The organism is Bacillus sp. FSL R7-0672 (genome assembly GCF_038601465.1).
GTDB lineage: Bacteria > Bacillota > Bacilli > Bacillales > Bacillaceae > Bacillus > Bacillus pumilus.
Genome location: NZ_CP152010.1, coordinates 3585535 through 3598690 on the forward strand (window position 1 = coordinate 3585535; position 13156 = coordinate 3598690).

A 13156-nucleotide genomic window follows, 5' to 3' on the forward strand; every position below is an offset into this window, starting at 1 on the left:
CTTCTCCTACCCAGGAGAAGCGTCTTTTCTCTCTTTCCTTAACAATTCAACGAGCAATTCTTTATTTTTATTTCCCCCTGTCATCGGTGACTCGACATAGGAAAATTTTCGTTTAAAATCCATTCCTCTCACAGAAATGACAGCCAATTCACCGCCAATGCTGCCTCGTTGGAGGACATATTTAGATAAAACAGAAAGCCCCATTCCATGAATCACAGCCTCTTTAATCGCTTGATTGCTGCTAAACGTCACAAATGTCCGTGCTTTCAGTCCATTTGATTTCAGGACGTGCTGTAAGTATTCCCCGGTACCTGATCCCTCTTCTCTTGTGATCCATGTTTCGTTTTGCAGTTGATCAATCGTGACATCCTTTTTCTTAGCAAAGGGGTGATCTAATGGCGCGACGATATATAGCTCGTCTTCTAGAAAAGTTTCTACAGTCAGTTCTTTGTCATTCGTCTGTCCTTCGATCAAACCGATGTCGACATGGAATAAGCGGACATGACTGGCGATCGCCTCTGTGTTATCAATGACCACCTCAATGTCCACATGCGGATAGAGCTGATGAAACTCTGCCAATATTTGCGGCAGCACGTACTCTCCAATGGTAAAACTCGCCCCGATTGTCAGCTTCCCTCTTGCCAGATGATGATGCTCATAAATATCCTGCTTCGCCTGTTCATATAAACGAATGATTTGTTTTGATCGATGGTACAGCATATCCCCAGTTGGTGTAACAGTTAGTTGCTTTGGCGAACGATTCAGCAGAACGGTCTGGAATTCCTGCTCCAAGTTCTTAATATGAAGACTGACACTTGGCTGAGAAATCCGCAGCTTTTGGGCTGCCTTTGTAAAGTTTTTCTCTTCCACAACTGTCACAAATGTCTTCAGTGCATCATAATACATCGGTCCCTCTCCTATCAGAAATCTTAATCCAAAACCTTTCATATATATATCTTACTAATTCCTTCCCAGTGCGTAAAGAAGCGCTTAACTGAAAACAATTTAATAAAAATATTTACTAATTTTTTTAAAGACTCTATACTAGAAGGAGATATTTTCTATAGGAGGTGCTGATTTGGCAGCTAAAATAAAGGACATTGCTGAAAAAGCTGGATTATCCATTGCGACTGTATCTCGCGTACTGAACCAAGATCCCAACCTATCTGTCACGGATCAAACACGTGAGAAAGTATACGCCGCCGCTGAAGCTTTGTCCTATCAAAAGAAAACTTTCAAACATTCATTAAAAAAAATCGCCTTTCTCTATTGGATGACCGAAAAGGAAGAGCTTGAAGATATTTATTTTAAATCCATTCGTCTAGGCATTGAGGAACTTACGAATACTCGGAGTTTAAATGTCACCGCTTACAATCCATCTGATGGGCTTCACTCCATTGATCCTTCTACAGAAGGGATCATCGCCATCGGCCGATTTAAAACGTCAGAGCTTGACCAATTATATGCGATCACCCAACATATCGTTTTTATTGATACGTCACCAGATGAAGACCGTTTTGATTCAGTAAAGCCAAACCTGAAACGAATTGTTGAAAGGATCATCGATTCTTTTATTGAAAAAGAACACACATCCATTGGATTCGTTGGCGGCACAGACATTGATCTGAATACGAATGTGCATATTCCAGATATTCGCGAAACGACTTTCCGTGAATATATGATGGCTCGCAATGTCCTTGATGAGCAATTGGTCTATGTCGGTCACCATTTCTCAGTAGATGATGGTTATGCGCTGATGATGAAGGCGATTGATGAGCTTGGTGATGACCTGCCCACCGCTTTTTGTGTCGCTAGTGATCCTCTTGCCATCGGCTGTTTACAAGCATTAAATGAGCGCGGATTTTCTCTGCCGAACCGCGTGAGCGTCTTTAGTATCAACGATATTCATGTGTCTCAATATGTGTCACCACCGCTCACCACGTATCATATCCACACGTCTTTACTTTGTGAAACAGCAGTTGATTTACTGTTAGAAAGACTTGTGGACGGCAGAACATTACCGAAAACTGTGCTGATTGCCTCAGAACCTGTCTTTCGAAAAAGTACGATATAAACAACCGGAAGCCCCGTCCAATGTGGAGGGCTTCTTTTCTCTCTACATCAGTAAAAAATTTTACTTAATAAATTTAATAAAATATGTTTACTTTTTTTACTCAAGTTGATATTCTCACATTAAGAAAGCGTTTTCTTATCATCTGTGAAAAAAGAACGAGAGGGGATTACGAATGAAAAAGGGAAAATGGGCGACATTATCAGCAGTCGTTGGGACTGCTGTGCTTCTGCTTTCAGCTTGCGGACCGGGAGATGACAATTCAAGCGGAACACAGCCAGCATCTACAGGTACAAAGACCTTACTAGTGTGGGAGGATGTCAAAAAAACTGAGGGGATTCAAGACGCTGTAAAAGAATTCGAAAAACAACATGATGTGAAAATCAAAGTGGTCGAAAAAGCTTATGCCGACCAAATCGAAGCTCTCCGTCTAGATGGAGCAGCTGGGACAGGTCCAGATGTCATCACGATGCCTCACAATCAAATTGGATCAGCTGTCACTGAGGGGCTATTACAAGAAATCAAGCCAGATCAAAAAGTGATCGACTCCTTCACAGACGAATCGATTCAATCACAAACGGTAGATGGCAAGCTGTATGGTCTGCCAAAATCCGTTGAAACCACTGTCCTTTTTTATAACAAAGATCTTGTCAAAAAGGCACCAACGACACTTGATGGCTGGTATGATCTTTCGAAAAAGCTGACAAAAGACGGAAAGTACGGTTTTGTTGCGAAATGGGATGAAATTTACTATGCGCAAAGTGTTTTAGGGGGATCTGGGGGCTATATTTTCAAGCAGAAAAGCGATGGCTCTTATGATGTTAATGACATTGGTTTGAACAACGATGGCGCCATCCAAGGCGGAGAATACATTCAAAAATTCTTTAGCGAAGGTCTTTTCCCGAAAGGCATCATTGGTGAACAAGGAATCAATGTCCTCAACTCCTTATTTACAGAGAAAAAAGCAGCAGCTGTCATTTCTGGTCCTTGGTCATTTGGTCCATATAAAGAGGCGGGTATTGACTATGGTGTGGCCGAGTTGCCAACACTCCCTAACGGAAAACATATGAGCTCATTCTTAGGTGTAAAAGGCTACAACGTCTCCTCTTATTCTAAAAATAAAGAACTTGCTGAGAAATTTGTTGAATTTATCACGAACGAAAAAAATTCAAAGAAGCGCTTTGAATTAACAGAGGAAATTCCACCAGTGAAAAAACTGATGAAAGATCCAATCATTACGGAAAACGCAAATGCGGATGCTGTTTCTAAACAAACGAAATACGCCACACTGACACCGAACAATCCTGAAATGGAAGAGGTGTGGAAGCCGATTGATAGTGCATTAGGACTGATTGCAACTGGTCGTACAGATGTGAAAAAGGCATTTGATGATGCGGTCAATCAAATCGACTCTCAAATTAAAGCAAATCACTCCAAATAACCATCAAATGCGGGTAGTCTATCAAACTGCCTGTAGTTGATCTAATTTTATATGAAGTAGGTGTTAGACGTGACGGGTAACCTTGAACTAGACCGCACACACACAGTGGAATCAAAGACACACCGGAGACGGGCGCTAATGTTCTCCTTTATACCCGGGATGGGGCAGATATACAACAAACAGTACGGCAAAGGGGCACTTTTTTTCCTGTTCGGCGTCTCTTTTTTGATTGTATTTTATGATTTATTCAATATTGGCTTCTGGGGACTGTTCACACTTGGGACGATGCTGCCTCGTGACAACTCTGTTTTTCTTTTAGCAAAGGGGATTATTGCGCTGTTAACAGCTGGTTTTGGTATCGGCTTTTATGTACTCATGATGCGTGATGCTTTTATGAATGGAAAGAAACGGGATCAAGGGGTTCCACTTCATTCCATCCGTGCTCAATATCATCAGCTCATCGATCAAGGCTTCCCTTACTTAATGAGCACTCCTGCTTTCTTTTTACTTCTATTTTCTGTTGTCTTTCCTATTATGTTCAGCTTTGCGCTTGCCTTTACGAACTATGATTTATATCACTCGCCTCCTGCCAATCTGATCGACTGGGTAGGAATCAAGAACTTTCAAAATATCTTTTCCATTGATATTTGGAGAGACACCTTCATTGATGTACTTGGCTGGACCGTCGTATGGACTTTGGCTGCGTCGACTCTTCAATGTGCCCTCGGCATCTTTTTAGCGGTTCTGCTCAATCAGAAGGATTTAAAGGGAAAACGGTTTTTTAGAACCATTTTGATTCTCCCTTGGGCTGTTCCGGGCTTTGTGACCATTTTGGTGTTTGCTGGACTGTTCAATGATACATTTGGGGCCATTAACAATACACTTTTTGCATCGATAGGGATTGATCCAAAACCATGGCTAACAGATCCATTTTGGAGCAAAATTGCCCTCATTGCGATGCAGACTTGGCTTGGATTTCCTTTCGTTTTCATTATGACAACAGGCGTTTTGCAGGCGATTCCCGAGGATTTATATGAGGCTGCGACCATTGATGGAGCCAATTTTTTTCAGAAATTCCGGTCCATCACGTTACCGCTTGTTCTCTATTCCATTGCACCCATCCTCATCACACAATATACGTTTAACTTTAACAACTTTAATATCATCTACTTATTTAATGGCGGAGGACCGCCTGTTGCGGGGTCAACCGCTGGGGGAACGGACATCTTGGTGTCTTGGATTTATAAACTCACGATGCAGTCCTCTCAATATGCACTCGCTGCGGCTGTCACGATTTTACTTTCAATCTTTGTCATCGCCATTGCACTCTGGCAGTTTAAGAGAACGAATTCATTCAAAGAGGAGGACATGATGTGATATGGGATCAAAACAAAACAAGCTCATTCGCCTGAGCATTACTTATTTTATCCTTTTCATAGCCTCCATTTGTATTCTATATCCACTGCTTTGGACAATCGGTGCTTCCTTTAATCCTGGAAACAGCCTCATGAGTACAAGTATGTTTCCGAAGAATCCAACGTTCAGTCACTTTACCGAGCTCTTCTTCGGCCCGGGAGCACTTTATGCAAAATGGTATTGGAACTCCATGAAGATCAGTATTGCCACAATGTTGTTAACGCTGATTCTTGTTAGTTTTACAGGCTATGCCTTTTCTAGATTCCGTTTCAAAGGACGGAAAAATGGGCTGATGCTCTTTTTACTGCTGCAAATGATTCCTCAATTTTCAGCGCTGATTGCGATTTTCGTTTTGGCTCAAATGCTTGGATTGATTAACAGCCATCTTGCACTGATTTTGATTTATGCAGGCGGACAAATTCCGATGAATACGTATTTAATGAAAGGCTATCTTGATGCGATTCCGAAGGATCTCGACGAATCAGCCAGAATGGACGGCGCAGGGCATTTCCGGATTTTCATCCAAATTATTATGCCGCTTGCTAAGCCCATTTTAGCGGTTGTCGCCATCAACTCGTTTACAGGACCACTGGGTGATTTCATCATCTCCAGTGTCATTGTCCGCTCACCCGAAATGTATACACTCCCGATCGGTCTGTACAATCTTGTGTCAGACAAAATGGGGGCCAGCTACACGACTTTTGCAGCCGGAGCTTTACTCATTGCGATTCCAGTCGCTTTATTGTTTCTTGTGTTACAAAGACAATTTGTGTCCGGCCTCACACAAGGCGGGACAAAAGGATAAGGGGAGATTTGATGAAGAAATGGATGCTCGTCACGGTTGTCGTTTTCTTTTTGATGGGATTAGGGATTTTACCTGAAGCAAAAGCGGATGCGATTTCAGTTCAGCCGATCAATGGACTGCAAGGTGATTTCATTAAAGGAGCCGATATCTCCATGCTTGCGGAAGTGGAGAGAAGCGGCGGCAGATACTTCGACCAAAATGGAAAACAGGTGGACCCGCTCAAGCTATTAAAGGAAAAAGGCGTCAACTATGTGCGCATTAGACTGTGGAACCACCCATACGACAACCAAGGCCGTGCCTATAATGGCGGGACAAACGATCTCAATACAGCCATCGCTTTATCGAAACGCGCAAAAGCACAAAATATGAAAGTGCTGCTTGATTTTCACTACAGTGATTTCTGGACCGATCCTGGTAAACAGTTCAAACCGAAAGCTTGGGCATCTCTTTCACAAAACGATTTAGTAAAAGCGGTTGGCACTTACACAGGGGATGTACTCAAAGCGATGAGAGCACAAAATGCTTTGCCGAACATGGTACAGGTCGGAAACGAATTGAACTCAGGCATGCTGTGGCCGAACGGCAAAAGCTGGGGTGAAGGCGGCGGTGAATTTGACCGGCTTGCCGCTTTGCTAAAGGCGGGCACAAATGCTGTTCGCTCTGTCGATTCGAATATCAACATCATGCTTCACCTTGCCCATGGTGGGGACAATGGTGCATCCCGCTGGTGGTTTGATGAAATCACCAAACGAGGTGTCTCGTTCGATACGATCGGTTTATCTTACTACCCGTATTGGGATGGCGGATTTAGCGGTCTTACTAACAATATGAATGACATTAGCGCTCGCTATCACAAAGACGTCATCGTGGTAGAAACCGCATACGGTTTTACAACAGCAAATGGCGACAACCTAGAAAACTCATTTAACCAAGACTCAGTCAAAACTGCCGGTTATCCCGCTTCACCTCAAGGTCAGGCATCTTTTATACGAGATCTATCAGAAAAAATTTCACAAGTGAAAAACAATCGCGGGAAAGGGTTCTTTTATTGGGAGCCACTTTGGATTCCAGCGAAAGGCGCTCCGTGGTCTAGTCAATACGGGCTGGCTTATATCCAAACAACCGGTACAGTCGGAAATGCTTGGGAAAATCAAGCGATGTTTGATTTCAACGGAAAAGCACTGCCTTCTCTAGACGTATTTAAACAAATGACACCGTAATTAATAGGATAGGACGTGACAAAATGGGAAAGCGTTACCCACTCGTTCACCCAAATGTGAAAGGCTTTTTGCATGGTGGCGATTATAATCCAGATCAATGGCTTCATATGCCGGAGATCATTGACGAAGATTTTCGATTAATGAAGCTTGCACACTGTCAAACATTCTCCATCAACATTTTCGCATGGAGTAAGCTAGAGCCAAAAGAAGGTCAGTATGATTTTACATGGCTGGATGACATCATGGACCGTTTGGCAGCGCAGGGGGCACACGCCATTCTTGCCACGCCAAGCGGGGCAAGGCCTGCATGGCTCTCGCAAACATATCCTGAGGTATTGCGCGTCGAAGCGAACCGTCAGCGTAATTTACATGGACTGCGCCATAATCATTGCTTCACCTCACCAGTTTATCGAGAAAAAACGAATACACTCAATCGTTTGCTCGCTGAACGCTACAAGGATCACCCAGCACTGATCATGTGGCACATTTCGAATGAGTACGGCGGCGAATGTCATTGTGATCTCTGCCAAGAAGCATTTCAAGGCTATTTGAAAGACAAGTACAATCATGACCTTGAAGCTTTGAATCAAGCATGGTGGACGGGGTTTTGGAGCCACACGTATAGTGATTGGTCACAAATCGAGTCACCTGCACCGCACGGGGAGCACATGATCCACGGAATGAACCTAGACTGGAAGCGCTTTGTCACATCGCAAACGATCAATTTTTATCAAAATGAAATTGAACCGCTGCGAGAATTGACACCTCATATTCCAGTGACCACCAACTTTATGGGCGACTACCCACATATGCGCCCATTTCTTGGACTGGATTATCATCAATTTGCAAAAGAAGTCGACGTGATTTCATGGGATAGCTATCCAGCATGGCATAGCGGCAGGGAAACAACCGCTGAATTAGCGTCAAACGTTGCCTTCGTTCACGACTTATATCGTTCATTAAAGGACGGTCAGCCATTTCTCGTGATGGAAAGCACGCCTAGCCTCGTGAATTGGCATGATGTGAATAAAGTCAAACATCAAGGAATGGCTCATCTGTCTGCTATGCAGGCGATTGCCCACGGATCAGACTCAGTGCTGTATTTCCAGTGGAGACAGGGTCGAGGTGCCTCTGAGAAATTCCACGGCGCAGTTGTGGATCATTCAGGACATGAACATACACGTGTATTTCAAGAAGTGGCTGATCTAGGGAAACAACTAAAGCAGCTGCAGCCGGTTGCGGGCACATCCGTTCAACCAGAAGTCGCCATCATATACGATTGGGAAAACCACTGGGCCATTGATGATGCACAAGGCTTAAATAATACAAACAAACGCTATGTAGAAGCTTGTCAAACTCACTATCGAAGCTTTTGGAAAAAAGGCATTCCTGTTGACATTGTAGGCATGGAAAAGGATTTCTCATCCTATCGTGTGCTCGTTGGTCCAATGCTCTACATGATCAAACCAGGCGTGGCAGAAAAGATCGAAGCATTTGTCAAAGAGGGCGGCATTTTTGTGGCAACGTACTGGAGCGGCATGGTCGATGAAAACGACCTCTGTTTCCTCGGCGGTTTCCCCGGTCCTCTCCGCCATGTACTTGGCATTTGGGCTGAGGAAATCAACACATTGATGCCAGATGAACATGTATTAATGACCACAGGAAATGGACGCACCTACCATGTCGGGCAATATTGCGAATCCATACATCCTGAAACGGCCTCTGTGTTAGGACATTTTGAGAACGGCTGCTACGAAGGACAGCCAGCCCTGACTGTCCATCCTTTTGGAGATGGAAAAGCATACTATATGGCTTCCGAAAATGAGCAGATTTTTTATGATGAGTTTTACGAGGAACTCATCGCAGAAATGGATATACAGCCCGTCCTATCAGCGGTGATTCCAGAGGGAATCAGTGTACAAAAACGAACAGATGGCACTCAGGAATATGTGTTTATGATGAATTTTACAGAAGAGCAGCAGAACATATCACTAGATTCAGCGGAAAGCTATGAAAATATGCTGACTGCCGAGCAGGTGCCAGAGAAGCTTCAGCTTGACCCTTACGAGTACGTCATCTTGAAAAAATAATTTAAAAGAAGTGTTCATTCATTGGACGCTTCTTTTTTAATGATCTTAAATACCTATATAAATATATTTATTAGTAGAAATGTATTTGAAGCGTTATATTTTATCTAAATTTTTTGACATGTTTGATACCGCGCCGTGAATGGATTCACCATCCTTTTTTACCATTGTATAGGTATGAAAGCGGTTGCCTAATGCTCATATTTTTGATACTCTTTTTTTCAATGCAGCTGTGGGACTGCATTGTGATAAAAAGAGCTAACAAATGTAAACGGTTTATTGTAGGGGGAGGGTCTTATGTTAACGCTTGTTGGATTGTTGATTATTTTAACGATTGTTGTATTGCTGATTTGGGGGAAAGCAAGTCCAATTGTCGCTATGGTCATGGTGCCTTTAATAGGAGCACTGATTGCGGGATTTGGGATAAATGACATTCAAACCTTTTTTGAAGAAGGAATTATCAAAGTATTGCCGGTGGCGACCATGTTTATCTTCGCCATTTTATTTTTCGGCATTTTACAAGATACAGGGTTCTTTGAACCTGTAATTAAAGCATTAATCAAGCTGACAAAAGGAAATGTTGTCACAGTTGCAATGGGAACTGCTTTAATTGGGATCATTGCTCACTTAGATGGAGCAGGGGCTACAACCTTTTTATTAACTGTACCTGCACTGCTGCCGCTTTATAAAAAATTACATATGAGTCCTTACTTGCTGCTGTTATTAATTGGGACGAGTGCCGGATTAACCAATATGATTCCTTGGGCTGGTCCGACTGGACGGGCAGCAAGCGTCTTGAATATGGATCCATCTGAACTTTGGGTGCCGCTTATTCCTATCCAGCTCATTGGGGTGGTGCTCGTGTTAGGAATGGCGTTCTTTTTAGGAAAGAGGGAAGAAAAACGAATTCGGGTGAAAATTGCTGCAAACGAAGTAGCTGCTGTTCAACTAGAAGGCGCCGATTGGGATCGTGCCATTCAGTCTATTAGCGAAACAGGAGACGCTTCTTTAAAGCGTTATCATCTCATCTGGGTGAACCTTATTCTATTTGTCTGTGTTGTGGTACTTCTCGTGTTAAACGTGATTCCTGCTAGTTATATGTTTATGATTGGCCTGTCACTAGCACTGTTGATTAACTTTCCGAATGTGAATTTACAGATGGAAAGAATCAAGGCGCACGCACCTAGTGCACTGATGATGGCGGCTGTTATTTTCTCCGCAGGTTCATTTTTAGGAATTCTTGAAGGTACAGGGATGCTGAAAGCCATTGCGGTCGACAGTATTCATATTTTACCAGCTTTCTTACTGCCATTTTTACATATTATTGTCGGAATGCTTGGGGTGCCGCTCGATATGCTGACTAGTACAGACGCTTATTATTACGCCCTTTTGCCAATTGTTGAATCCATTACATCTGAGGTTGGTGTACCTGGTACTTCAGCGGCTTATGCCATGATGATTGGGAATATCATCGGAACATTTGTCAGTCCGCTTGCACCTGCTGTTTGGCTCGCTGTAGGCCTAGCAGGGGTCGATATGGGGAAACATATACGCTATTCCTTCTTTTGGATGTGGGGATTCAGTATTATCCTTCTGTTCGTGGCGATGCTGATCGGTATCATTTAAAAAAAGAAAGACATGCGTACAACGACGCATGTCTTTTTCTTTGTATTATGAAGGATATTCATTTGTGTGAATGTCTTCTGTTTTCGGCTTTCTAATAAGAGACATCAATCCAATGATAAACAATAGAACCATTGGAGCAAATGCAAGGCCAACTGTTCCAATCAAAAGAGTCACAGCAGAAACCAAGAAAAGAATACCTGAAATCACGGCACGGCGGTCTGTTTTCAAAAGAACCACACCGACAATCGATAGCACAGCCGCAATTGCGGAAACAACCATGTACTGAGTACCAAATGCATGAACCGAAGCCTGAAGCGTTTCAATTGGCAATGTTTCTCCTTCCTCTTGTAACACTTCATTGATTTGATCATAAACTGATGGACCTATGGAGAGGAATAATGCTCCAATCCCAACACCAATGACATTGAGGACAATACTAATAATCCCCATAATTTTTTCACCTTTACGTCTAATCATGTGTAAACCTCCTAAAAATTTAAATTAACCTGTTTTTACTTCTCGTTTTTGGAAGACAATTAAGGCAATGGCTAAGAAAATAGCCCAATAGATGACTAGGACTATTAGTGAGAATCCTAGAGACATACCTTCGATAAGAGTAACCTGTTCCATAAAGTATTGGGATGGATCGTTTGCAAATAACAAATATTTTGACCAATCAAAGAAGAGCATTAAAATACCTGTAACTGATCCACCCACAATATAAGCTAACACACTAATGGCAATGGAGATAGCTTCACTTCTAAATACTGTAGAAATGGCGAACGAAAGGGTTCCTAAAACGACAAACATTGCACAATGAGCAAGATAATAATAGACCATATTTGCAAACTGCGAACGTTCAATCACTTCACCATTGTGATACACCAAATTCACATAATCAGTGTTAAGTCCAAAGAAAATAGCACCCAATATGAAGGACAAGATAAATAGCACCACAACAAGTAAAAGAGCATACAGCTGTACTGTAATATATTTAGATATTAGGATCTTTAGCCTTGATGGTGGACGAATCAATAATAATTTTATTGTACCATGCTTGTATTCAGCCGACACAATAGTGGAAGCAATAATGATCACAAACACACCTACTAGCTGAAGTAAATTGGCGTTTGTTTTCACATAATCCCATACACTGTGGCTAAACTGATCAGCTGGCGGCAAGTTATGCTTGATTCGATAATCATTGATAGTGATCTCTTTTTCAAGGTTTCTTTTAAAGAAACCATTCTCTGTCTCTTTGAGCTCTTTCTTGTTCTCCGTATTCATCATTTCTAGCTGGGTTTGCCAATCACCTGAAGCTTGATCTTTGTCATTTGTTTTCACTACAAATATCAGTGTAGCAATCATACCTAAAATAAGAAGTCCAACCATAATCCAAGTTCCAATACGATAACTGATCTTCATCCACTCGTTTTGAATGAGGCGAATCATACGTCTGCCTCCTTTTTACCTGTTAAGCTTAAGAACTTATCTTCTAAGGTTTGTTTTTCTATTTTGATTTCGTACAAATGAATGGACGCGCCGCTCAAATGACGAATCAATTCCGGCATTTTCTCTTCTGCCAAGGAGAAGAATAAATACTGCTCCTCTTCTCTTACAGTCGTGCCTTCCTCAAATATACCAATGAGCTTCTGCGCTTCTTCCAGCTCACCAGATGCGACCTTCATTCGATAATTGACCAATTCGTCTTGATTCGTCTCTGCACGCTGATCCTCAATCGCAATCAGCTTGCCTTTTTGGATAATCGCAAAACGATCACACATCAATTCCATTTCTGACATGAGGTGACTTGAAACAATGACAGCTAGCCCTTCTTCCTTTGCAAGCCTTCTCAAGTAATCTCGTATCATGCGAATTCCCTCTGGATCAAGTCCATTGGTCGGCTCATCTAATATCAGCAGTTTCGGTCTATGTATAAGTGCTTGCGCAATACCTAAACGCTGCTTCATTCCTAATGAAAACGTTCGAACACGCTTATGTTTCACGTGCTGTAAGCTGACCAACTCTAGCAGCTCATCAATTCGCCCTTCATCCACTTTCCCATTCATTCTGGCAAAGTGAACAAGATTTTGTCTTGCTGTTAAGTGATTATACATTTCTGGGTTTTCAATAATGGCACCAACATCTTGGATAGCATGCTGATATGAGGATTGAATACTATGACCATTAATCAGAATGTCGCCAGATGTAATAGGAGAAAGACCGACCATCATACGAATGGTTGTTGTTTTCCCTGCGCCATTTGGTCCTAAGAAGCCAAAGACTTCGCCCGCTTGGACAGAAAAGCTCAAGTCTTGAACGATCTTTTTCCCGTGAATATGCCTAGATACATTATGCAGTTCTAAAACGTTCGTCACGTTACCTCTCCTTCTTTGTCTAAGTATCATCTATCATCTATTTCCTGATAAACACCATGATCCGTTAAAAATAGAAGAACACTTCCATATGGTACAGCAATGCCCAAAAGTT

Annotated in this window: 11 protein-coding genes; 7 read left to right on the forward strand and 4 right to left on the reverse strand. The window is 42.4% G+C overall.

Features of this window, described 5'->3' with window-relative positions; genetic code table 11:
- Positions 1–6: 6 nt before the first annotated feature.
- Complete coding sequence (locus MKY18_RS18290) at positions 7–906, reverse strand: LysR family transcriptional regulator (protein WP_113767925.1); 900 nt, start codon at positions 904–906, stop codon at positions 7–9.
- Positions 907–1078: 172 nt separating this feature from the next.
- On the opposite strand from MKY18_RS18290, the gene MKY18_RS18295 reads away from it, so the two are divergent.
- From MKY18_RS18295 to MKY18_RS18325, 7 genes are all read left to right on the forward strand, one after another.
- Positions 1079–2074, forward strand: a complete 996-nt coding sequence (locus MKY18_RS18295; RefSeq protein WP_340913608.1) for a LacI family DNA-binding transcriptional regulator — start codon at positions 1079–1081, stop codon at positions 2072–2074.
- A gap of 172 nt (positions 2075–2246) precedes the next feature.
- Positions 2247–3512 (forward strand): extracellular solute-binding protein, encoded by a 1266-nt coding sequence (locus tag MKY18_RS18300; protein ID WP_126741013.1) that lies wholly within the window; start codon positions 2247–2249, stop codon positions 3510–3512.
- Positions 3513–3650: 138 nt separating this feature from the next.
- On the forward strand, positions 3651–4889 hold the full coding sequence (locus MKY18_RS18305; protein WP_003214698.1) for a sugar ABC transporter permease: 1239 nt from the start codon (positions 3651–3653) through the stop codon (positions 4887–4889).
- Between the two features lies 1 nt (position 4890).
- Positions 4891–5733 (forward strand): sugar ABC transporter permease, encoded by an 843-nt coding sequence (locus tag MKY18_RS18310; protein ID WP_185108154.1) that lies wholly within the window; start codon positions 4891–4893, stop codon positions 5731–5733.
- 11 nt (positions 5734–5744) lie between these two features.
- Positions 5745–6953, forward strand: coding sequence for a glycosyl hydrolase 53 family protein (locus MKY18_RS18315; RefSeq protein ID WP_126741015.1), 1209 nt, complete (start codon positions 5745–5747; stop codon positions 6951–6953).
- Positions 6954–6976: 23 nt separating this feature from the next.
- The gene (locus MKY18_RS18320; RefSeq protein ID WP_342497633.1) at positions 6977–9043 is read left to right on the forward strand and encodes a beta-galactosidase; all 2067 of its coding nucleotides are present in this window, start codon (positions 6977–6979) and stop codon (positions 9041–9043) included.
- A 294-nt stretch (positions 9044–9337) separates the two neighbouring features.
- Positions 9338–10666 carry a citrate:proton symporter gene (locus MKY18_RS18325; protein ID WP_044139130.1) on the forward strand — a complete coding sequence of 443 codons (1329 nt, stop codon included), beginning with the start codon at positions 9338–9340 and terminating at the stop codon, positions 10664–10666.
- A gap of 45 nt (positions 10667–10711) precedes the next feature.
- On the opposite strand, the gene MKY18_RS18330 is transcribed toward MKY18_RS18325, so the two are convergent.
- The 3 genes from MKY18_RS18330 to MKY18_RS18340 are packed head-to-tail and all read right to left on the reverse strand — an operon-like array spanning position 10712 to position 13044.
- A complete protein-coding gene (locus MKY18_RS18330) occupies positions 10712–11143 on the reverse strand; it encodes a DUF4064 domain-containing protein (RefSeq protein ID WP_113767930.1) in 432 nt (143 codons plus the stop codon).
- Between the two features lie 24 nt (positions 11144–11167).
- Positions 11168–12118 carry an ABC transporter permease gene (locus tag MKY18_RS18335; RefSeq protein ID WP_113767931.1) on the reverse strand — a complete coding sequence of 317 codons (951 nt, stop codon included), beginning with the start codon at positions 12116–12118 and terminating at the stop codon, positions 11168–11170.
- Positions 12115–13044, reverse strand: coding sequence for an ABC transporter ATP-binding protein (locus MKY18_RS18340; RefSeq protein WP_080772921.1), 930 nt, complete (start codon positions 13042–13044; stop codon positions 12115–12117). Before MKY18_RS18340 ends, MKY18_RS18335 begins: the two co-directional genes overlap by 4 nt.
- Between the last annotated feature and the right edge of the window lie 112 nt (positions 13045–13156).